14 protein-coding genes and 1 pseudogene are annotated in these 21,705 nt (G+C 65.9%); 7 read left to right on the top strand and 8 right to left on the bottom strand.

Going from position 1 to position 21,705, the window contains the following annotated elements; all coding sequences use genetic code 11:
- Nucleotides 1-103: 103 nt before the first annotated feature.
- Together VFR90_RS11640 and VFR90_RS11635 are read left to right on the top strand one after the other, a co-directional pair.
- Entirely contained in the window at nt 104-607 is a 504-nt protein-coding gene (locus tag VFR90_RS11640) for a YciE/YciF ferroxidase family protein (protein ID WP_326406302.1), read from the top strand.
- 36 nt (nt 608-643) lie between these two features.
- Complete coding sequence (locus VFR90_RS11635) at nt 644-1,996, top strand: APC family permease (RefSeq protein WP_326406301.1); 1,353 nt, start codon at nt 644-646, stop codon at nt 1,994-1,996.
- 52 nt (nt 1,997-2,048) lie between these two features.
- Here VFR90_RS11635 and VFR90_RS11630 read toward each other — a convergent pair whose 3' ends face one another.
- From VFR90_RS11630 to VFR90_RS11615, 4 genes are all read right to left on the bottom strand, one after another.
- Complete coding sequence (locus VFR90_RS11630) at nt 2,049-2,948, bottom strand: hypothetical protein (protein WP_326406300.1); 900 nt, start codon at nt 2,946-2,948, stop codon at nt 2,049-2,051.
- 322 nt (nt 2,949-3,270) lie between these two features.
- A complete protein-coding gene (locus tag VFR90_RS11625; RefSeq protein WP_326406299.1) occupies nt 3,271-5,145 on the bottom strand; it encodes a bifunctional metallophosphatase/5'-nucleotidase in 1,875 nt (624 codons plus the stop codon).
- A 40-nt stretch (nt 5,146-5,185) separates the two neighbouring features.
- Nucleotides 5,186-6,424, bottom strand: coding sequence for a glycerophosphodiester phosphodiesterase (locus VFR90_RS11620; RefSeq protein WP_326406298.1), 1,239 nt, complete (start codon nt 6,422-6,424; stop codon nt 5,186-5,188).
- Between the two features lie 79 nt (nt 6,425-6,503).
- Complete coding sequence (locus VFR90_RS11615) at nt 6,504-6,704, bottom strand: hypothetical protein (protein WP_326406297.1); 201 nt, start codon at nt 6,702-6,704, stop codon at nt 6,504-6,506.
- 6 nt (nt 6,705-6,710) lie between these two features.
- On the opposite strand from VFR90_RS11615, the gene VFR90_RS11610 reads away from it, so the two are divergent.
- The 4 genes from VFR90_RS11610 (at nt 6,711) to VFR90_RS11595 (ending at nt 9,336) form a co-directional block, all read left to right on the top strand.
- Nucleotides 6,711-6,833, top strand: coding sequence for a hypothetical protein (locus VFR90_RS11610; protein ID WP_326406296.1), 123 nt, complete (start codon nt 6,711-6,713; stop codon nt 6,831-6,833).
- 123 nt (nt 6,834-6,956) lie between these two features.
- Nucleotides 6,957-7,661: a response regulator gene (locus VFR90_RS11605; RefSeq protein WP_326406295.1), complete on the top strand. Its 705-nt coding sequence runs from the start codon at nt 6,957-6,959 to the stop codon at nt 7,659-7,661.
- Nucleotides 7,658-8,785 carry a sensor histidine kinase gene (locus VFR90_RS11600; protein WP_326406294.1) on the top strand — a complete coding sequence of 376 codons (1,128 nt, stop codon included), beginning with the start codon at nt 7,658-7,660 and terminating at the stop codon, nt 8,783-8,785. The genes VFR90_RS11605 and VFR90_RS11600 overlap by 4 nt, the downstream gene beginning before the upstream one ends.
- An 89-nt stretch (nt 8,786-8,874) precedes the next feature.
- Nucleotides 8,875-9,336, top strand: coding sequence for a nuclear transport factor 2 family protein (locus VFR90_RS11595; RefSeq protein WP_326406293.1), 462 nt, complete (start codon nt 8,875-8,877; stop codon nt 9,334-9,336).
- A 405-nt stretch (nt 9,337-9,741) separates the two neighbouring features.
- On the opposite strand, the pseudogene VFR90_RS17680 reads toward VFR90_RS11595, so the two are convergent.
- Together VFR90_RS17680 and VFR90_RS11585 are read right to left on the bottom strand one after the other, a co-directional pair.
- Nucleotides 9,742-9,881, bottom strand: a pseudogene (locus VFR90_RS17680) (quinone oxidoreductase); the annotation flags it as partial.
- Between the two features lie 110 nt (nt 9,882-9,991).
- A complete protein-coding gene (locus tag VFR90_RS11585; protein ID WP_326406291.1) occupies nt 9,992-12,304 on the bottom strand; it encodes a ShET2/EspL2 family type III secretion system effector toxin in 2,313 nt (770 codons plus the stop codon).
- A 235-nt stretch (nt 12,305-12,539) separates the two neighbouring features.
- Here VFR90_RS11585 and VFR90_RS11580 point away from each other — a divergent pair, with 235 nt between their 5' ends.
- Nucleotides 12,540-12,872, top strand: coding sequence for a hypothetical protein (locus tag VFR90_RS11580; protein ID WP_326406290.1), 333 nt, complete (start codon nt 12,540-12,542; stop codon nt 12,870-12,872).
- A 647-nt stretch (nt 12,873-13,519) separates the two neighbouring features.
- Here the strand turns inward: VFR90_RS11580 and VFR90_RS11575 are convergent.
- Together VFR90_RS11575 and VFR90_RS11570 are read right to left on the bottom strand one after the other, a co-directional pair.
- Nucleotides 13,520-21,001: an SPM autocatalytic domain-containing protein gene (locus tag VFR90_RS11575; RefSeq protein WP_326406289.1), complete on the bottom strand. Its 7,482-nt coding sequence runs from the start codon at nt 20,999-21,001 to the stop codon at nt 13,520-13,522.
- A gap of 9 nt (nt 21,002-21,010) precedes the next feature.
- Entirely contained in the window at nt 21,011-21,283 is a 273-nt protein-coding gene (locus VFR90_RS11570) for a hypothetical protein (RefSeq protein ID WP_326406288.1), read from the bottom strand.
- Between the last annotated feature and the right edge of the window lie 422 nt (nt 21,284-21,705).

The raw sequence follows: 21,705 nt of genomic DNA, 5'->3' as shown, positions 1-21,705 counted from the left end.
GGTGGCCGGAGCCGCGGGCGCCCCGCTTGCCGTGAGGGCTGTACGCAGCCGGCGCGGCGCCCGCCCGCCGGCCCTTGTTCCCTTTCCTTCACGGAGTACGCCCATGTCACAGATCGACAACCTCTCGGACCTCTACATCGACGAGCTCAAGGACCTCTGGTCCGCCAACGACCAGATGGCCAAGGTGCTGAAGAAAATCTCGGCGAGCGCGAGCCATCCCAAGCTCAAGCAGGTGCTGGAAAAGTCCCAGCAAGGCATCGCCAGCCATACCGACCTCCTCAAGGCGCTGATCGCCAACCAGGGCGAGGAGGTCGCCAAGGAACACTGCAAGGGCATGGAAGGGCTGGCCGCCGAAGCGATCAAGCACACGCTCGAGGACGCGCCGGCCCAGGGCCCGGTGCGCGACGCCGCGATCATTGCCCAGTACCAGCGGATGACGCACTACGGCATCACCGGCTTCGGCACGGCCGCCGCGTTCTCGCAGGCGCTGAAGCTCGACGACGACAACCGGCAGTTGAAGGCGGCGGTCAAGGACATGTACCGCGCCGACGAGCTCGTCAGCGAGCTCGCCGAGGCCGCCGTCAACCAGCAGGCGGCGCAGGAGTAGCCGGCACCCCGCGACGCCACGCCCGCCCGCCGTCCGATGGCAGCCGCCCCGACTCCGCGCGCAGACGCCGACGCCGACGCCGACCCGACCCGCCTCGCGCGGGTCATCGGCGCTCCGCTGCTCTTCCTGTTCATCCTGGGCGACGTGCTCGGAGCCGGCGTCTACGCGCTGGTCGGCAAGATCGCCGGCGAGGTGGGCGGCGCGACCTGGGCGCCGTTGCTGCTCTCACTGGTGCTCGCGCTGCTCACCGCGGCCTCGTATGCCGAGCTGGTCACCAAGTACCCGCGCGCCGGCGGCTCGACGGTGTTCGCAGCGCGTGCCTTCCGGTTGCCGCAGGTCTCGTTCCTCGTCGGCTTCTCGATGGTCGCCGCGGGCGTCACCAGCGCCGCCGGGCTCGCGCTCGCCTTCGCCGGCGACTACCTGAGCCCGCTGGTCGACGTGCCGCCGCTGCCGGCGGCGCTGGCCTTCCTCGCCGCGATCGCGCTGCTGAACGCGCGGGGCATACGCGAGTCGCTCGGCGCCAACGTCGTGATGACGCTGATCGAAGTGGCCGGGCTGCTGCTGGTGGTGGGCCTGGCGCTGGCCTTCGTGCTCGGCGGCCAGGGCACGACCGAGCGGCTCACCGAGTTCCGCAGCGGCGTCTCGCCGGGCAGCGCGATCCTCGGCGCGGCGCTGATCGCGTTCTATTCGTTCGTCGGCTTCGAAACCTCGGCCAACATGGCCGAGGAGGTGCGCGACGTGCGGCGCGTCTATCCGCGAGCGCTGTTCGGCGCCTTGCTGGTGGCCGGCGCGATCTACGTCGCGGTGGCGGTCGCGGCCACCGCGGTGCTGAGTCCCGCGGAGCTGGCCGCATCGTCGGCGCCGCTGCTCGATGTGGTGCGCGCGACGGGCTACGGCGTGCCGCCGGTGCTGTTCGGCGTCGTCGCCTTGATCGCGGTGGCCAACGGCGCGCTGCTCACGATGATCATGGCCAGCCGGCAGGCCTACGGCATGGCCGAGGAAGGGCTGGTGCCGTCGATCTTCGGCCGCGTGCTGCCGGGGCGGCGCACGCCGTGGGTCGCGATCGTCGCCACCACGCTGGTCGCGATGCTGCTGACGCTGACCGGCACGCTTACGGCGCTCGCCGAGACGGTCGTGCTGCTGCTGCTGTTTGTCTTCATCAGCACCAACCTCGCGGTGCTCGTGCTGCGCCGCGACGGGGTGACCCGCCCGCATTTCCGTGCGCCGACGGTGCTGCCCGTGCTGGCGCTGGCTTCCTGTGCGCTGCTGCTCACGCAGCAGTCGGCGGGAGCCTGGCTGCGCGCTGGAGCGCTGCTGGCCGCCGGCGCGGTGCTCTACGCGCTGTCGGGTTCGCGCCGGCGCGCGACGGCGGCCCTGCAGGCGCCGTAGGCGCCATCGGCCCGATCACGCCGCGGCCCGGCAGCGCGCGAGCGCCCTGCCCTCAGGACCGCACGATCAGCTGCAAGCCGATGCGCAGGCCGCGCTCGTAGGTTTCGTCGAAGCCCGCGCTCGGCGCCACGGGCGCGTCGGGCCCGGCGCGCAGCGGCGCCGGGAACAGCCGCGGCCACAGGGACTGAAGCGCCGAGCGCATCACCACGCGCGCCGCGCCGTCCGCGGGCGTCAGCGCGACGCCGGCCCAGCGCCCGCCGGCATCGAAGACGGCCGCGCCCTGCACCGCGGCCGGCCCTGGCACGTCGATGCCCAGGCGGCGAACGCCCGCCGAGGCCCCGTCGGGCATGCCGTGGAAGCCGGCGTGCAGGCGCGGCCAGGCCGCGGCGCCGGTGGGATCCGGGCGGTGCACGAGCACGCTGCCGGGGCTGCCCGGGAAGGGGTCGCGCGGCGCGCTGGCCGCGCCGCCTGCGGGCAACGCGGTCGCGAGCTCGATCAGCGCCACCGTCGACCCGCCGGGGCCCGGCTCGACCACCCGGCCCTTCGCCGTCTGCCCCAGCCCGTTGCGCAGCCAGAGCTCGCGCGTTCCGCGCAGGGCCGCCGCCGCGGTCAGGGCCTGGCGGCCGCCTTCGAGCAGCACGGCCGAGCCGGCGACGCGCGCCGAACGGGGCACGGTCACGCCGCTCGCATACGGCGCAAGCCGCAGCGGCGGCGCGAGCAGGGCACCGGCGGGCAAGGCGGACGACGGGCCGATCAGCTCGCGCACGCGGGCGATCGGCGCGGCGTCCGGATCGATCCCGGCCGCGCCGTCGAGCATGCGCAGCGCCTGCACGTCCTGCGCGCCGCGCGACAGCAGCCAGGCGTACAGCAGCGCGCCGCCGACCACTTGCCGGTGCGCCTGCGCGGTGTGCGCGACGAAGGCGATCGCGCGGCGGTATTCGCCCTGCTGCATCCAGGCGCCACCAGCGACATCTCGGTGTCCGCCGCATGCGCCTTCTGCGCGGCGAGCTCGAAGTGGCGCAGCGCCGACTCGGCATCGCCGGCAGCGAGGGCGCGTTCGCCGGAGGCCAGCAGCGCCTCGCGCTCGGCGTCGTGCGCGGGCGATGCGGCCGCGGCGTGCGGCGCCGAAGCGGCGAGCGCACGCCAGCGCTCCATCACCTGAGTGGCGCGGTCGCCCGGCGCGCCGGCGCGCGCCGCGCCGCTGCCCGCCAGGGCCGCGGCGATCAGCAGCCCGCGGCGGCGCGGGCCGCGGCGCTGCGGCGCGGCCCGCGCATTCAAGGGTTGGTGGCCGCGCCGCCCGGGCAGCTGCTGCCGCCCACGCGCTGGATGCGTGCGCTGCCGGCGTCCTCGGCCTCGGTGCCCGGCGCGTACGCGGGGGCGGGCGCCTTGTAGCGCGCCATGTAGGCGACCAGCGCGTCGATGTCCTGCGCACCGCCCAGGCGGTTCGTGCCGTTCAGGAAGCTGGTGTAGCCGTCGCCGCCGTCGGCCATGAAGTTGTTGACGGTGACGCGCCAGGTGCGCGTCGGCATCTGCACCACGCCGGCCGCGTCGACCAGCGTCTCGGTCGTCGCGCCGCGCGTCAGCGTCACGTTGCGGATGCGTGCGTCGCAGGCCTGGGCGCCGTCCCAGGTGTACTTGAAGCCTTTGCTCGGCAGCATGATCCGCGTGGCCGTCGCCGACTGTCCGCGGCAGCCGGCGAACTGCTGCTCGAGCACGTTCTTCAGGTCCTGCGTCGTCAGCGTCAGCGTCACCAGGCTGTTGCCGAACGGCTGCGTCGTGAAGGCTTCGCCGTAGGTGACGTTGCCGTCGCCTTCGCCGACGCTCTGCGCGAAGGTGAAGCCCGGCGTGCGCACGCCGCCGCGGTTCATGAACGCGATGACCGCGTCGCCGAAGCCGGCCGGCGCGGTGGCCGCGAGCTGCGCGTCGGCGATCAGGTTGCCCGCGAGCATGTTGCAGGCGGCGTCGGCGTTGCTGTTGGGCAGCTCGGCGGTGATCGAGCCGATGACCTGGTTCGCGATCGGCGAGACCAGGTTGCCGTAGGCCGCGACGAGCGCCTGCACCTGCGCGTTCGGCGTCACCGTCGTGTCGGTGCGATCGACGAGGCGGTTGGTCGCGGCGGCGGCCGTCACGTCGCGCGTCGCCGGGTCGATCGTCAGGTCGAGGTCGGTGACGACACGGCCGAAGGCGCTCGAGCTGGTGACCGGGATCGCGCGGCCGCTCGCGTTGGGCAGCCGGCAGTTGTAGGCCGAATGGGTGTGGCCGCTGACCACGGCATCGACCGCGTTGTCGAGCCGGCCGACGATCGCCGCGATGGCCGAGCCGGCGAGCTGGCCCTCGCACTGGTTGATGTCGGCAAGGCTGCCGGTCTGGAAGCCGCCCTCGTGGATCAGCACGACGACGGCCTCGATGCCCTGCGCCTTCAGCGTCGGCACCAGCGCGTTGACGGTGGCGGCCTCCTCGCGGAACTCGAGCCCGGCGACGCCGCTGGGCGTGACGATCGTCGGCGTCGCCCGCAGCGTCATGCCGACGAAGGCGATGTCGACGCCGTTGATGCGTTTCACGCCGAATGCCGGCAGCAGCGGCTGGCCGGTCGCGGTGCTGACGACGTTGGCCGACAGCCACTTGAACTTCGCGCCCTCGAAGGGCACGGGCGTGCCGACCGCCGCGCCGCGGCAGCTGTTCGGATCGTTCGCGCCGGCCGTCTGCTTACAGCCGCCGTTCTGCAGGCGCAGCAGCTCGGCCGCGCCCTTGTCGAACTCGTGGTTGCCGACCGAGCTGAATTCGAGGCCGATGCGGTTCAGCGTCTCGACCGAGGGCTCGTCGAAGAACAGCGAGGAGATGAGCGGCGTCGCGCCGACCAGATCGCCGGCACCGACCACCACGTGGTTCGGGTTCTGCGCTTTCAGCTTCGCGACATGGCCGGCCAGGTACTCGGCGCCGCCGACCGCCGGCCGCTGCGCGCTCGGCACCGCGGTGCTCGTGCCGAAGCTGCCGGGCGACTGCAGGTTGCCGTGGTAGTCGTTGAAGCCGATCACCTTCACCTGGAAGGCGGGCGCCGGCGCCGGCGGCGCGTCGTCGTCGCCGCCGCAGGCCACGACGGTGGCCAGGGCCAGTGCGGCAAGGCAGGCGCTCATCGTCGACATCTCCATGCCGGTCTCCATGCGGGGCCTGCTCGGGCTCGCTCGGGGCTCAGCGCTCGCAGCCGCGCCGCTCTTCGCGCGTGAGGCACTCGGCATACGCCGGATCGCTGCTCAGGCGGTGCAGCACGCGCGCGGCCACCGCGGTGTCGGGGAAATCGGTGAAGACGCCGTCGAGGCCGAGCGCGAAGAACTGCAGGACCTCGTTGACCGGGTTGCCGGCGTAGCTGCCCGCCAGGCGCGCCGCTTCGTTGCGGAAGGTGTAGGCGTGCACCAGCAGGCCGGCCTTGTGCGCGCGCTGGATCAGGTCGCTCGGCGGCAGCGTCTTCAGCGCCGCTTCGCCGGGCGCGGTGCCCGGCGGGCTGGTGGCCGCGGTGCTGACGATGTAGCGCTTCCACGGGCCGATGCCGTCGGCATAGCGCCTGACCTCCTTCAGCCCCTCGTCGGTGGTCAGGTAGGCGAAGGTGCGCGCGAGCAGCTCGGGCCGGCCCGAGGCCGTCCAGTCGTAGGGCCGGTCGTAGGGCGCGGTGAAGTCGAGGCTGCCGTCGGGCCTGACGTCGTTGGCGTCGATCAGCTGGACCAGCCTGACGCGCGTCATCTTGTTGAGCGCGACAAGGTTGCCCTGCTCGAAGGACTGGATGAACACCGGCGCCTCGCGGTAGTTCCAGCCGTGGCGGGTGAGCACCTGCAGCAGCTTCTCCTCCAGCGGCAAGCCGAGCGCGCGGTGGTAGGTCGGGTGCTTGGTCTCGGGGTACACGCCGACCGTGCGGCCCAGCTCGCGGCCCTTGCGCTGCGCGAGGCGCACCACCTCGTCGAAGGTCGGGATCTCGAACTTGCCGTTGAACTGCTGGGGTCGCTCGGCGAACGGCTGCCGTGCGCGCAAGGTCTTGATCTCGGCCAGCGTGAAGTCGCTCGCGAAGAAGCCCGACTCCGCCGCGCCGTCGACGAGCCAGCCGCTGCGCCGGCGCGAGGCGAATTCGGGCCGCGAAGCGACGTCAGTGGTGTGGGTGATGTTGGGCTCGTGCCGCGCGATCAGGTGGCCGTCCTTGGTCGACACGAGATCGGGCTCGATGAAGTCGGCGCCGAGCTCGATCGCGAGCGCATAGCTCTCCAGCGTGTGCTCGGGCAGGTAGCCGCTGGCGCCACGGTGGCCGATCACCAGCGGCGCCTCGGCAGCCGGGCGCGGGCCGCGGTCGCCGTCGCGCCAGCCGTGCGCGTGAGCGGTGTGGTCGACGACGTTCAGGCCGCCGGCCACGGCCAGCGCGGCAAGCATCGCAGTGAAGATTCGCATGGGGCTCCTCGGTACTCGGATCGGTGGAGCGGCACGCTAGGCGAGCGGCGTGACGTGTCGGTGACGCGTGGTGCCTGCTTCAACCCCGGTAATACCCGCCGCCGCGGCGCTTGGGCGCGAGCGTCTTGCTGAACACCGCAGTGCCGTCGAGATCGCGCAGATCGACGCGGAACTGGCCGCGCCCGTCGATGTTCACTTCGCCGAAGCGCAGCGCTGCGACAAGCCCGGCGCGTTCGGGCGGGTGAGGACGCGACAATCGCGGCCGCGCCACGACCGGCAACCGCCCATGCCGAAGAACGAGGACGAGCCCGCGCTCGCGCTGAAGGAAGCCTGCCTGCGCGCGGCGCGCGAGGTGATCGCCGAGCGCGGCGTGGAGCAGCTGAGCCTGCGCAGCTGCAGGAGCACGTGATGCACTCGATCGGCGCTGCGTTGGACGCGCCGCCGCAGGCCAAGGCCGTGCGCAGAGCCGCTCGGTCGCCGCGTCGCTCGTGACGCATGCGCTTTTTCGGACAGGAGCGATGGAGACACTGCAATGATTCGATGCATCGTCGTCGATGACGATGCGGACATCCGCAACGCCTTGCAGCAGCTCTTGCAGCGCTTCGGCATGAGCGTCGCAGCCGCGGCGGACGGTCGCGGCATGCGCCGCCTTCTCGCCGTCCACCGCTACGACGTGGCCGTCCTCGACCTGATGCTTCCCGACGAGAACGGCCTGGCGCTGTGCCGTTGGGTCCAGTCGACCCACGACCTGCCGGTGATCATGCTCACCGCCCACGGCGACCCGGCCAGCCGCGTGCTGGGCCTCGAGATGGGGGCCGACGACTACCTCGGCAAGCCGTTCGAACCCCGCGAGCTGGTCGCCCGCATCCACGCGGTGCTGCGCCGCGTGCACAAGCGCGCACCGGCTGCCGAGCCCCAGCCGGCGAGCGTCGCCTTCGACGGTTGGCGCTTCGAGCGCACGCGGCATCAGCTGCTGTCGCCGCGCGGCTTGGTCGTGGCGCTGTCGCAGGCCGAGTACCGACTGCTGTCGGCATTCGTCGAGCGGCCAAGGCGCGTGCTCACCCGCGAGCAGTTGATCGAGCAGACGCGCGCCTCGGGTGTCGAGGTCAACGACCGCAGCATCGACCTCGCGGTCTCCCGGCTGCGCCAGAAGCTCGACGAGCCGCCGCGCGCCCCGCGCCTGATCCGCACCGTGCGGGGCGAGGGCTACTGCTTCGACGCCGAGGTGCAGCGATGAAGGCTTTCGGCTTGAGCGACACGCTGGCGAAGCGCCTGTTCGTGCTGATGTGGGTGGCGCTGGTCGCGAGCCACTTCGCCGGCTACGCCGCCGTGCATGGTCTGCTGCTGTGGTCGGGGCACGCGCCGAGCCGCAGCGGCATGGCGACGCTTCCATCGCTGCCGCCGACGCCCGGCGTACCCGGGCCGGCCGGCCGCGACGGTGTCGCACCGAACCTGCCGACGCAGGTGCTGCTGCTCGACTACGGCGTTCGCATCGCCGTCATCGCGCTGGCCGCCTGGTTGGGCTCGCGCTGGCTGGCGGCGCCGATGCGCCAGCTGGCCCTGGCGTCGCGCGCATTGAACGATTCGCTTGCCGGCGCCGCGCCGTCGGCGTCTCTCGACGAGCATCACGGAACCCGCGAGGTGCGCGAGGCGGCGCGCGTCTTCAACCTGATGGCACAGCGACTGCGCCAGCAGTTCCGCGCTCGTGGGCTGATGGTCGCTGCGATGTCGCACGACCTGCGCACGCCGCTGACCCGCCTGCGCATGCGCATCGATTCGATGGGTGCCGATGCCGAACTGCAAAAGCGTTCCGCCGACGACATCCAGGAGATGAACCGCCTTATCGACACGGTGCTCGGCGTGTTCCGCGGCGACGTGCTCGGCGAACCCGAGCCCTTGCAGGACACCGCGGTGCACGCGCTGCTGCAGTCCCTGGTCGACGACCTCGCCGAGCAAGGATTCACGGTGCGACTGCTGCCTGCCGAAGGCGACCCCGCTCGCGCGATTGCGCGCTGCGAGCCTGCGGCGCTGCGCCGCGTGCTCGACAACTTGCTCAGCAACGCGCTGCGCTATGCCGGCGCGGCCGAGGTGTCTCTGCACACGACGCGCGACGAAGTAAGCATCGCGGTCGAAGACCGGGGCCCCGGCATCGATCCCGCGCATCTCGAGGCGGTGTTCGAGCCGTTCTACCGGCTCGAGGCTTCACGCAATCGAGCCACCGGCGGCACGGGACTGGGGCTCTACATCGCGCGCGAATTGACGCAACGCCAAGGAGGGCGCCTCTTGCTCTTGAACCGCGCGGGCGGTGGCCTGCGCGTCGAACTCGTCGTGCCGCGCGGCGGGCGGCGCGTGCGAGCGTGATGTGTCGGCCCGACACAAAGTGACGAAGCGGCCGACACAAGCCTCGCGAACAATCCAGGCTCCCTCCTCGATTCGCGAAGGTTTTCTGCATGCTTTCCATCGCTCGTGTGCGCGCCCTCGCGGTGGGCGCTCTGGTCGCTCTCGCAAGCCTCGGCGCGCATGCGCTCACGGCGCAGGAGCAAGCAAACAAGGACGTGGTGCTCGCCTTCTACGAAGCGGCGATCAACCAGAAGGACATCGACGCCGCGGTCGCCCACATCGGCCCGAAGTACATCCAGCACAACCCGCGCGCGGCCGATGGCGTCGAGGGCCTGAAGAGCTTCATCGGCGGCTACCTGAAGAAGGCGAACCCACAGTTGAAGGCGAGCATCAAGCGCGTCATCGTGCAGGGTGATCTCGTCGTGCTGCACGTGCACTCGGTGCCCGAGCCGGGCGCGCTGGGAACCGCGCTGGTCGACATCTTCCGGCTCGAGAACGGCAAGATCGTGGAGCACTGGGACGTGCAGCAGCCGGTGCCCGAGAAGCTTCCGCACGGCAACACGATGTTTTGATCGGTCGGGCGCCGCCGGCAGCCGCACCTGGTCCTGCGCGCAGCGGCGCCTGCTCGGCGCCAGGGCGTGGTCCCCTGGAATTGCATCCCCGGCGGACCCGCGGCGCGGGCCGCGTCGTCGAGACGGCAGGGCTGTGCGTGCGTACCGTCGGCGGAACGCGCGCACGTGGCGCACGTGGCGCACGAGGCCGGCACCGCCCACCTCGTTGCGCGACAGCCCGTCATACGGGCAATCTCGCGCTCGGACTTCTCCTCCCGGCCATGCAATCGCCGACTCCTGCCAATCATGTCCATGGTGATCACTCCTCGTCGTCTGCTGCACAAAAAGCAGCAGAGTAGGTGGCTCACCTGGCTCAGTTTTGGATCGGCGCAACCCTCAAAAGTGGCTCGGTTTTCGGCCGGCGACAACACCTCGGGTCAGTGGTGGCGGGTTCTGGTGGAGCCCGGTGCGCTGGTAGACATCGATGAAGTTCAGGCCCACAGCGTGGTGGCGAATGCGCACTTCACCCGGGCCGGTTCCCCGACTGCAATGTCGACCCATTGCATGGACTTCGCGCTGCCCTATGACTGAAGCTGAATGGTTTGCACCATGCGACAACTCCGTCACGTCTGTTGATGAGCCGCGCGGCCTACGTGAAGATCGAAGACGGCATCGGTCAGGCACTCTTCGGCCCGGGCAGCGACACCACCGAGATGTCCGACTCGTTGCCGGACTCGTCCGCCATTGCTGCGTTCAGCAGGCGATCGAGCAACGCATTGAACGCCGGCGCAGCGGCGCCGCCGGTCAGTGCTGCATCCAGTGTGGCGTGTGGCACCCACCCGCCGTGCGGATCGGGGCGATGGGTGGCTTCCAGCAACCTGCGCCCCAGTGTTTCGCGCTCGGCGGCGTCCAGCCCCGCAGCATCGATGATGGCGGCGTAGCTGTCCACCATGGACGCGTCGTCGTGCTGGATGCAGAGTTCGGCGATCGATGCGTCCTTGTGGCGAAGCGAGAGCAGCAGCGCGACCACATCGGCACCGCCGAGTTGGTTGCGGCGGCTCAGTTGACCCAGCGCGTCGCCGAAGTTGTCGGCGCTTTCCGGGGCATCGACGACAACGCTGCCGCCCATGCGTTCAAGAAAGGCAGCGCGTTCTTGTGGCGAATGCGCCTCGGCCACACTCACGAGCAATGGTCCGACCAGCGGTGCAGGCGCTTGCATCAGACCGAGCACCGACGCGAGATATGCGTGGGCGGCATCGCGGGTGCCGGGAGCGTCGGTCGCAGCACCGAATTCGTGGTTGATGGTCCAAGTGCCTCTGGCGGCGTCACGAGTGTGCGTATCGTTGAAAAGCGCCTGTCCGATGGCGTGTCGCGACGTGCTGTCCAGATCCAACGAATCGACAAGGTAGTGCAGGCGGGCACCGACGCCGACATCGGTGAGATGGCGGGGCAGGTCGTTCTTGCGCGCTTGGTGTGCCGTGATTCCGACCAGGATTGTTTGCAGATCGTCTGTGCCTAACCGATCGATCTTCATTTGATCGCGTAGCGTCTTGGACAGGTCGACCGTTGTCGAGGGGGCCGTCAATGCAACGGCTCCGGCGCGTTGCAGATAGTCGATGCGCCCGGCCCTGTCTCGTTGAGCAGCCAAGCCATTGAGCAAGGCATCGCGTGCCGGAAGCTCCGCATCGACGATGTGGAACAGGCTCGCCATCGACAAGCGGTCGGCGTCGCCGACGTACATGGTCAACTGGCGCTGGGCGCCAGCTGCGACCATCGGCTCGCCGTTCTTCTTTGCGTAGGCGCCATCGGGCACCACAACGAATTTCGTGACGGGGCCGTTGAAAGGAATTTCTTTGTCAGCGGAGTAATACTCTGATCGGTCCCGTGCATTGCGTATCAGATCCTTCATCGCAAGAGACCTGATCCTGGCCGGGTCCGTTTCCGTCAGGCGCACATGAGTCACTGTTTGGTTCGGGTCGTACAAACTTACCGAGTACGTCATGGTGCCTGGTGGCTTGCCGTCGATCTGCTTGGCTTTCAGAGACAGCGACATGGCATGGTTCCCCATCAGTACCAGCAGGTGCTGGGTGCCCGGTCCGTTCATGGCGGCGAACCGGTCCGACATCATCTGGCCCCACTCCGAATGACCCGCAAGAACGGTATCGGTGCCCGCGATCCTCAGCTCGTTGAAGCGGTCCTCCATCGCAGTGTCCACGTGCCGCTGCATGCGCGCGGGCGTGCCCATCAAGCGCTCGCGCTGCTGAGCCCGGTTGGTCGGCAGCACGGCGGTACGTCTGTCATGCGGAACCTGCTTGTCAGCATCCAGCTTCTGAGCGTCCAAGATGTCTCGAATCGCAAGGTGACGGCAGACGATTTGTTCCTGCGTGCCGCGCAGGAATCGGACTTTGCCGTTCAGGTCGACTTGCGTGCGTCCCAACTCGGCGTTGGCCAGATAGCTCTGGCCGACTGCGGAAGCGGTGCCGACCACTTGCCCGCCCGCGACATGGTTGATGCGGGTCTTCCGGTCCGCCGCGATCCTGTTCTCGACCTGTGTTCCCGGCGGTACGTTGATCTCCACCAACTCGGCACGCGCCAGGGTAAGCACGTCGCCCGTCGCGCCGCGCGCGTCCAACCGCTGCAACCGGGGCAGATCGGCAACCCATTGCGGCAGCGCAGGCAAATCGGACGGCAGGCGCAGCTCTTGGACATGGCTTCCGAGCAACGGGCCGATCTGCGCGGGCAGATGCGCCACCGCCTGCGAGTTGCGCGACGTCAGGTCGAGCAGCGGCACGCGCATCCGGTGGGCGGCCGTGATGTCCTTGGCAACTGCGCGGCGCGGATTGGGTGTCAGTGCTGCCAGCGGCCCGCCGGCGCCTGCATACGTGCCCAGCGCCTCGCGTACCTGGCTTTTGCGCTCTGCGGCGCCCTCTGGTGCGCTGGACTGCGTGCGCGAACCAAGCGGCAGGGAGGGGAAGCAGGAGATCGGCATTCGGGGGCCTTTGCATCGGTCGCACCCCATGGGGCGGCGACTCTCGGGCGTTCGCCTGGGAGCCAAGACCTGTATTGCCCCATTTGAAATGCCCGGGCCCGCCTGTGGCTTCAGCGAGCCGAAGCGATGGCTGTGAACGCGAACGTCCGGGCCGTCGCACGCCCCGCTGGCCGTGAAGGTGGGCTGCTCATGGACAGTTCAACTCGACGTGCCTGTGCAGCTCAAGCGGTGCGGCATGGCGATGCGACTGATCGTCGGGGATCGAACGGTCGCCGAAGCAGCGGCGGTCGATGCGAAGTTGGTTGCCTTGATTGCGAAGGCGCAGCGATGGTTCGCTGCGCTGGCCTCGGGTGAGTGCAATCGTCTGGCCGAGGTCGCCGCGCGGGATGGTGTCGGATCGCCCCACGTCGCGCGGGTGATGCGGCTGGCACTGCTTACGCCGGACATCGTGGGGCGCATCCGGACGGGTGAAGTGCCACCCGATTTAACCGCCGAACGGCTGAACCGGATCGGCGAGTTGCCGATCGAGTGGGGAGCTCAAAGGCGCTTGTTGGGCATGAGCGACTAGCGGTCCGCCGCGTCGCAGGGCTGGCCCCGCAGTGCGGGGTCTTTTTGTTGGGCGATGCACTTATCCGTACCGTCGACTGACCCTACTGAGAAAGGCCTCGACGAACGCGCCCAGCGCCGGCAAACAGCGCGCTCTGAGAAACCCCATCGCCGCGCTGGCCCGCACCGCGCGGGCCCGCCCAAGAAAAAGCCCGCGACGGGCGCGGGCTCGGACTAGCTGGCGGTGGGCCGAGTCCTCAGCGAACCCGTCTCAGCGGTGCGAGGGGCCTTAACAGGGACTTTTCGTACCTTTGTCAGCCGACTGTGGCGAAGTACCGACGAGAAAGATCAAACGTGACCGTCACTTGCGCGTGATGACGCGTCTTCTGCGTGTTCAGAAAACAGGGAACTCGCCGCGCCCGGAACAGGGACTTAGCGCCGCAATTCAGCGAAAACAACGTCGGGGATTGCGCCCCTCCCCAGAAGTCGCTTCGCGAACCCGCCTTCTCGGCAGAACGTGGCGATCACCGCAAGCGACGTCCCCAGCACGCGCGGTCCCCATTCGGGCTCCACCCACCAGGTCCCGCCAGCGCCCGTGAGAACGCCATTGGCTGTTCCCCACCGCCGGCACCGCCCAAGCGATGCCGACGGCGAGGTCAAGCGACTACGTCAAGGCTGCCAGTTCGCTGCGATGGTTGCACTCAAGGCCGTGCTGTAAGTTGGCGGCAGCGTCGTCTGGCCTACGGCCGGTGGTGCGAAGGCCGCCATCGCATCGACCAGCGCCTGAACACGGCTGTCGAGCAGGCGCAGGCCGCCCGCCGTCTGCAGAGTCTCGATGCGGTTGGCCGTGCTGCCGTACCAGTTGCCTACCGTCATTCGGTCGTTCGTGCCGATGACGCTGACCTCCAGATCCGAGCCGACCCGACGTAGCCAGATCTGGTCAGTGGCGATCCCGCTCAGGAACTCCAGCCGGTCGCTGCCGCCCGAGTCACGCACCGTGTCCTGCGCATCGCCACGGCCGAAGCGGTAGACGTCGGCCGAAGTCGTCGAGGTGTCGGTGAGCGTGTCGTTGCCGGCGCCGCCGATGTAGATGTCGGCACCTTCACCGCCCGTGAGCGTGTTTGCTGCCGCATTGCCCGTCAGTGTGTTGGCCAAGGCGTTGCCGGTGCCGTTGATGGCGGTGGTCCCCGTGAGCGTGAGGTTCTCGAGGTTGTTGCCCAGGGTCCAGGTGACCGCGCTGTTGACCGTGTCGGTGCCCTCGTTGGCGTTCTCGGTCACCACGTCGGTGGTGACGTTGACGAAGTAGCTGTCATCGCCCGCCCCGCCGAGCATCGTGTCGTTGCCGGTGCCCCCATCGAGCACGTCGTTGCCGGCGCCGCCGTTCAGCGTGTTGTTGGCGCTGTTGCCGGTGAGCACGTTGGCCAGGGCATTGCCGGTGCCGTTGATGGCCGTGGTGCCGGTGAGCGTCAGGTTCTCCAGGTTGTTGCCGAGCGTCCAGGTCACGGCGGACTGAACGGTGTCGGTGCCTTCGTTGGCGGCCTCGGTCACGACATCTGTGGCGACGTCGACCACGTACGTATCGTCCCCTGCGCCGCCGAGCAGGGAGTCGTTGCCGGTGCCGCCATTGAGCACGTTGTTGGCTGCATTGCCGCGCAGCGTGTTGGCGAGGGTGTTGCCGGTGGCGTTGATGGCCGCCGTGCCGGTCAGGGTTAGGTTCTCCAGGTTGTTGCCCAGCGTCCACGTGACGGCGCTGTTGACGGTGTCGGCGCCCTCGTTGGCGTTCTCGGTCACCACGTCGGTGCTGACATCGACGAAGTAGCTGTCCTCGCCTGCGCCGCCTACCAGCGTGTCGGTGCCCGCGCCGCCCTCGAGGGTGTCGTTGCCCGCCCCGCCGGTGAGCGTGTTGTTGGCGGCATTGCCCGTGAGCACATTGTTTAAGGCATTGCCGGTGCCGTTGATCGCCGTGGTGCCGGTCAAGACCAAGTTCTCGACGTTGGCACCAAGGGTCCACGTCACCGAGGACTCGACGGTGTCCGTACCTTCGTTCGCGATCTCGGTCACTACGTCGGTGGCGGCATCGACGACGTAGGTGTCGTTGCCGGCGCCGCCGATCAGCGCGTCGTTGCCGGCGCCGCCGTTGAGCGTGTCGTTGCCCGCGCCACCGGTCAGCATGTTCGCGGCGGTGTTGCCGGTGAGCATGTTGTCTTGCGTGTTGCCGGTGCCGTTGATGGCCGCAGTACCGGTCAGCATGAGGTTCTCCAAGTTAGCGCCCAAGGTCCAGGTGACCGAAGACTGAACAATGTCGAGGCCTTCGTTCGCGTTCTCTGTCACCACGTCGCCGGTGGCATCGACGACGTAGGTGTCGTTGCCCACGCCACCCAGCATCACGTCGTTGCCAGCCAGGCCGTTGAGCAGGTTATTGCCGGCGTTGCCGCGCAACGTGTTCGCGGCGCCGTTGCCTGTGGCGTTGATCGCTGCCGTGCCGGTCAGGGTGAGGTTTTCCAACTGATCGCCCAAGGTCCAGCTGATGGAGGCTTCGACGGTATCGGTGCCTCCACCGGCCAGCTCGCTCAGCACGTCGCCCGCGGAGTCCACGACGTAGGTGTCGTTGCCCGCCCCGCCGGTCATCGTGTCGGCGCCGGCGCCGCCATCGAGGCGATTGATCCGGGCGTTGCCGATCAGCGTGTTGGCCAGGGCGTTGCCGGTGGCGTTGATGTCGCCGGTGCCGGTCAACGTAAGGTTCTCGACGTTGGCGCTCAAGGTGTGGCTGAGGGCCGTCTCGACGCGGTCGATGCCTTGGCCCGCGGCCTCGATCACGACGTCGAGCGCATCGTCGACGAGGTACACGTCATCGCCGGCTGCGCCGGCCATCGTGTCGCCGCCAGCCCTGCCGTCGAGCCGGTTGGCGGCGGCGTTGCCGGTGAGCACGTTGTTGACGGAATTGCCCACGCCGTCAATGACTGCTGTGCCGGTGAGGGTGAGGTTTTCAAGTTCCGCGCCCAGCGTCCACGTCACGGCGGACTGCACGGTGTCGATGCCTTCGTTGACAAGTTCGGTCACGCGGTCGCCGGCGTCATCGACCACATAGGTGTCGTTGCCGGCACCGCCGAACATGCTGTCGCTGCCCGCCGCGCCATCGAGCACGTTGTTGCCGGCGTTGCCGCGCAGGGTGTTGGCCACGGTGTTGCCGATGCCGTTGATCGCGGCGATGCCCGTGAGCGTGAGGTTCTCGACCTCGGCGGCGAGCGTCCAGCTGATCGATGACTCGACCAGGTCGGTGCCGCCTGCGGCTAGCTCCAAGGTGGTGTCGCCGACGTTGTCGACAACGTAGGTGTCGTTACCGGCGCCGCCAGTCATCGCGTCGGCTCCCAAGCCGCCGTCCAGGCGGTTGTAGCCGGCGTTGCCGATGAGGGTGTTGGCCGAGGCGTTGCCGGTGCCGTTGTAGTTGCTCGTGCCGGTCAGGGTGAGCATTTCGACTTCGGCGTTCAGGGTGTGATGCGCCGAGGACTCGATGGCGTCGTAGCCGCCCCCGGCCAGTTCGACCACCACGTCGGTGGCATCGACCACATAGGTGTCGTTGCCTGCACCACCTGCCAGCATATCGGCCCCGCCTGCGCCACTGAGGCGGTTCGCGGCGCTGTTGCCGGTGAGCACATTGGCCCAGCCGTTGCCGGCGCCATCGACGGCGGCGTTGCCGGTGAGGGTGAGGTTTTCGACGTTGCCGCCGAGCGTCCAGGTAAGGGCGGTCTGGATGGTGTCGGTGCCTTCGCTGGCGCTCTCGATGACCACGTCGGTGAGGGCATCGACGACGTAGGTATCGTCGCCCAGGCCGCCGAACATGGTGTCGTTGCCCAGGCCGCCGTCGAGGGTGTTGTTGGCGGCGTTGCCGCGCAGGGTGTTGGCGAGGGTGTTGCCAGTGGCGTCGATCACGGCGGTGCCGGTGAGAGTGAGATTCTCGATTTCGGCCGAGAGCGTCCAACTCACTGAAGCCTCGACGAGGTCGGTGCCGCCGCCAGCGGCTTCGATCGTCGTGTCGCTGGCGTTGTCTACGAGGTAGGCGTCGTTGCCGGTGTTGCCAGTCATGGCGTCGGCGCCCGCACCGCCGTCGAGGCGGTTGTTGCCTGCGTTGCCGAGCAGGGTGTTGGTCAGCTCGTTGCCGGTGGCATTGATGTTGGCGGTGCCGGTGAGGGTGAGGTTTTCGATGTTGGCACCGAGCGTCCAGGTCACAGCGGACCGAATCGTGTCGGTACCCTCGTTGGCATTCTCGCTCGCAATGTCGCCTGTCGCATTGACAATGTATATATCGTTGCCCGCGCCGCCAAACAAGACATCACTGCCCAACCCGCCGTCGATGACGTCATCGCCTCCTTGCCCGCGGACGGTGTCATTGCCATCCAACGCATCGATGATGTCATTACCGGCGGTGCCATTGATATTGTCGTCGGCGTACGTGGCCGGGTCAGGCATGCGAGCTAATATGTCGGTCACACCCCAGCGAGTACCGTCTACAAAAGCAATCGCTTCGAGTGCATAGCCGAAACCGTTCGTGATGGAACCGCCGCCTGCAAAGTAGTCACGAATTGTGACCTGATCATTACTTTCGACTATACGCAAAATCAAGTCGGCCAGATTTCTACTCAACAAGACATCGGCAGGCGCAATGCCAAGACCGAATTGTAGCACGTCTTGTTTTCCTGCCTCAGCAGCTATCCCCCTATTCCACGCGCTTCTACCATTGTCAATGGTATCCTGTCCATCGCCCCGTCGAAAGATATACGTGTCGCCACCAAACCCGCCGACCAGATAGTCGTTTCCGGCGCCACCTTCGAGCACGTCGTTCCCTCCAGCACCGTCGCTAGGGCCATCGCCGAACATTTGATCGTCGCCAGCCCCGCCGGTCAGGGTGTCAGATCCAAATTGCCCCTGGATTTCGTCAATACCGTGGCCGCCTTCGAGGATGTCGTTGCCTCCGTGACCCTGCAGGGTATCATTACCTTCGCCGCCATTGATGGCGTCATTTGTTTCGAATCCGAGCACGGCATCGGCACCTGCCGTGCCGCGCAATGCTTCACTACGCAACCGATCGACGTTCCAATGAGTGCCGTCCGAAAAGTACAGCCCGTCATTTTCAAATGACGCATAGGTTGCGCCGCTGCTCCAATCGAACGCGTAGCCCAGCGTAAGACTATCTGTGCCACCAAAATCAATGGCCAAGTCGGAACCGCCGCCACCGCTACGTCTCACGCTTTGGACATCAACAGCATTTAGGTTTGTTAACTCGTAGCGGTCGGCGCCGTCAGAATCGTGAATATAATCGCGACCATCGCCGCGACCGAATCGGTAAATATCAGAACTCGAGGCGTAATCATAAAATCGGTCATCGCCGGTGCCGCCAATAAATACGTCGTTGCCTTCACCACCACTGAGCGCGTCGTTGCCGTCGCCGCCGTCGAGGGTATCGTTGCCGTCGAGGCCTGAAAGGCCATCAGCGCCCGCCCAGCCTTGGATGTGGTCGTTTGTATTGAAACCGGAAATGATGTCTTCTCCGGCCGTACCGCGAAGCGCTTCAGTTCGAAGCCTTGCAATATCCCAGCTGGTCCCATCGGCAAAACGCAGGCTCTCGATCGCGCGGGCAGAATCAACCGCCCCAGCGTAGTCGAACATGCGAGCGACATTCACGCTGTCGCCGGTCGTGAAATTCACCGTAAGGCCATAGCCGGCGCGCACGCTGGCAACGTCTAACGCATTCAGCCCCATCAGATCAACGCGATCAACACCACCGTAGTCAGCGATGGTATCTTGACCATTCCCGCGAGCAAAACGATAAGCGTCATCACTGCTTGTGGAGCTATCATACATAGAATCATCGCCGAGACCACCCACATAAACATCATGCCCATCGCCACCATATAACTGATCGTTATCTTCGCCACCAAAGATCAAATCATCGCCGGCGTCTCCGGATAGGAAATCATCGCCAGCGTCGCCGTAAATAATGTCATTACCTGCGCCCGCGTTGAAACGAGTAAAGTCAGTACCTCCAAGATACGCGTCATCGCCGTCGGTCCCGACGACAGCTTCGGCCCCAAAGATATTTATGCTTCTTGCGGCAAGCGCGCGTACAACGTTTGCGTCGGTCACAGCCCTTTGCATCAGCGCGTTCATTTGCGCGGCTCCACTCCAGCCCAAGCTGTTAAGCATGTCGCCGAACACTTGGTACACATCGAGAAAAAGCGCAGCACCCTCGTGGGCGCTAGCCGCATTTGCCTCGATCAGCGCCTCATCAAGCCGAGTAAAATCGAAAACGACTCTCTGCTCTGAGACGCTCACGTCCACCATATCAAGATAATTTGGAAGGCGCATACTAGCCAAAAGACTGGTGCTTGCATCGTTAACCAGTCGATTCCACAAGCTGTTTAGGTATGGCTCAGGCGTGTTAGCGGGTGGAAGCGGAATATCGACACGGATGTAGCCGGTTTGGCTTGCAGGAACAGCGACGCGGTTGTCGTGTAAAACCTGCGAAAATGGTACCGATGTTTCTATCAATCGGCCCCAGGTCTGGACCGGTCGAGGCACGAAGTTCGTTGCATCGTCATGCACCTGCGACCAGGTCAGAAAAGTATGGCCGGTGAAAGCCTCATATGCGTAAAGCCTTTCTAGCCCGCCGATCATTCGCTCGCGCATAGCGTCGAACTTGCTCCGGTCAGTGTCCGAAAGTGACTCACGGAATGTATTACGGTCTACCTCGTTCGCTCTGATGGCCAAGTCCATCCAGCCGCGTTCTTGTTCCCCGACAGGCTCACTCAGAATCAAGCCGTACCCTGCTGCCAATGCCTGCCGACTGGCGTTGTTGTACACAGAATCGTTGCCCCATTCGCGTAATAAATTGGACACTGCATTTGTGTATTCAGACCTCGGTCCAGCGCTTTGCACTGATTCGATCAACGCAATGAGTTCCGGGCTCACGGTTGCAGCTTCACGCAAGTTCCGGACCCAGCCTGTACCAGTAATGTCAGGTAAAGCTTCTGCCGCTCCACTAACTTCGAGTGGAGCGAACTGGCTCACGAAATTGTTCTGCACAAGGATGAAGCTGCCTGCTTGGCCTGGGCTGCCGCTCGTGCGGGTGAAACTTCCATTCCGCGCCAGGATAGCATCTTGGTAAGTGGCATTTGGAAACGGCTGGCTTGAAAGACCAATGCTTTGCACACCGGCCTCAGCCAGATTAGTTAGTTCGGTGGCTTGGCTGATCCCGTCTTGATTGACATCGCGCCAAATGCGCAAGCTGGTGTACTCCGCATCACGCGCGTCGAATACTCCGTCACGAGCACCAACGGCGGCGCCATTAACAACGCTCCCGCGATCGATGTCACTTAGTGCAGCAAAGCCGTGCGGAGCTTTCAGACCATCGGCGAGAATAGTTTCATCGCCGAACAGTTCGACGCCCGAATCGATGCTGCCGTTGCCATTGCGATCCCAAACCAGCAAGCCGTCATCACCACCTATCCATGCGGTTCCATTCTTGATTCCATCGCCGTTAGCATCAAAGACAACACCGTGCCCTAGAGGAGTAATCTCCAAGCCGTCTCCGTCAAGGTCCAGTACCAAGGGATCGACGTAACGGATTACTCTAATCAACGGGTCTGGAGTCGCGCCAATCGTAGGTGAAAGAATGCCGTCAGGAATGCTCCACCAATCGTATTCCTTCACGCCTGGAGGCAGGTACGGAATAACAACCGAAGGAAGCTCGATGTCCCCAGCACTGCCACTTCCCTGGTAAGTTTCGATTCCTCGCTTGATAGCCGTCATCCCGATGCTTAAAGCAATACCTATCGCTTTAGCGTGGGGCGCTGGCGCCAACGCCATTAATGACCCAACAGTCGCCAAGGCATCCGCAGTATAACGAAGCGCATCAAGAGCGTTTGTCGCATTGTACAGATTGCCAAAAGACGCATTAAGATCATAAAGGGCCGACGCGCCGCCTGAATATTTGAAGAATCCGGAATCGGTAAGTGCGCCAATCAAGGCGTTGAGCGACTGCGTCGCACTTACTTTTGCATCCCCCCATTGCCCGCTCGATCCGCTCTGGATGGCAGACACAAATTTGTCTCCAGCAGAAATCAAGCCCTCAGCTGCACCCCAGATTGTTGCCATATACAGTCCTCAATTTAGTTTAAGAGCCCAGATGCCGCCAACCGACCAGCCGGCCGCGATTAAAAATATAATAAAGATGGGTCGATTCATTTCGTTGCCCCTAATTTTTGATGGGAGCAAATACAGCCCAGTGGCGATGGCAATTATCACGGGGGCGAAATTTAATGCATTAAAAATTTGCGGCAAGACTTCAGTTTGAAGCAATCGCTCAACAATGAAGCCGCCAATCGCAGAGCATGCCAATACGATTGTCTGTTTTTTGGGTCTTAGATGCGCGCTCAATTCCTACCTCCAGAATGCGACAACAGAATCAACTTTGTCTACAAGCCCCTGCATCGCTGGTTCGCCCGTCGTTTTATTGGAATTTGCAGCTTGCATTTGCAAAAACAACTTGTCCAAATCTTCAATTGCGTCGCAAACTTTTGAAGTCATTCCAAGCTTTCACGAGAGTTTTACAAATTGTGCTGATCATCCATTTGCGTTGGAAGGCGCCCTTGGTGGGCTGCAATATCGTTGGTGGTCTCAATCCGAACTGCAACACGCTCTATTAGTCGAAGCAGCTAGCTGCCACGCATCAGTCAAGCTGGCCTTAACCCAGCCCCCCACGATCAGAGACCGCGTCGCATGCACCCGCTTCATGAACTTCCGTGATTTACTTTTTCGCACCGTTCGCTGTCGGCGAGCTTGCCCCAGCCGGTATCACG

Source organism: Methylibium sp. (assembly GCF_035762065.1).
Classification (GTDB): domain Bacteria; phylum Pseudomonadota; class Gammaproteobacteria; order Burkholderiales; family Burkholderiaceae_C; genus Methylibium.
The sequence above is the reverse complement of the archived record's forward strand: the minus strand, read 5'-3'. Positions and strand labels throughout refer to the sequence as shown.

Excerpts from the sequence above, each read along its gene's own strand:
- VFR90_RS11625 (WP_326406299.1), bottom strand. The coding sequence starts at position 5,145 with ATGGAGATGTCGACGATGAGCGCCTGCCTTGCCGCACTGGCCCTGGCC.
- VFR90_RS11635 (WP_326406301.1), top strand. The coding sequence starts at position 644 with ATGGCAGCCGCCCCGACTCCGCGCGCAGACGCCGACGCCGACGCCGAC.
- VFR90_RS11630 (WP_326406300.1), bottom strand. The coding sequence starts at position 2,948 with ATGCAGCAGGGCGAATACCGCCGCGCGATCGCCTTCGTCGCGCACACC.
- VFR90_RS11595 (WP_326406293.1), top strand. The coding sequence starts at position 8,875 with ATGCTTTCCATCGCTCGTGTGCGCGCCCTCGCGGTGGGCGCTCTGGTC.
- VFR90_RS11600 (WP_326406294.1), top strand. The coding sequence starts at position 7,658 with ATGAAGGCTTTCGGCTTGAGCGACACGCTGGCGAAGCGCCTGTTCGTG.
- VFR90_RS11610 (WP_326406296.1), top strand. The coding sequence starts at position 6,711 with ATGCCGAAGAACGAGGACGAGCCCGCGCTCGCGCTGAAGGAAGCCTGC.
- VFR90_RS11605 (WP_326406295.1), top strand. The coding sequence starts at position 6,957 with ATGATTCGATGCATCGTCGTCGATGACGATGCGGACATCCGCAACGCC.
- VFR90_RS11585 (WP_326406291.1), bottom strand. The coding sequence starts at position 12,304 with ATGCCGATCTCCTGCTTCCCCTCCCTGCCGCTTGGTTCGCGCACGCAG.
- VFR90_RS11620 (WP_326406298.1), bottom strand. The coding sequence starts at position 6,424 with ATGCGAATCTTCACTGCGATGCTTGCCGCGCTGGCCGTGGCCGGCGGC.
- VFR90_RS11580 (WP_326406290.1), top strand. The coding sequence starts at position 12,540 with ATGGCGATGCGACTGATCGTCGGGGATCGAACGGTCGCCGAAGCAGCG.
- VFR90_RS11640 (WP_326406302.1), top strand. The coding sequence starts at position 104 with ATGTCACAGATCGACAACCTCTCGGACCTCTACATCGACGAGCTCAAG.
- VFR90_RS11575 (WP_326406289.1), bottom strand. The coding sequence starts at position 21,001 with ATGGCAACAATCTGGGGTGCAGCTGAGGGCTTGATTTCTGCTGGAGAC.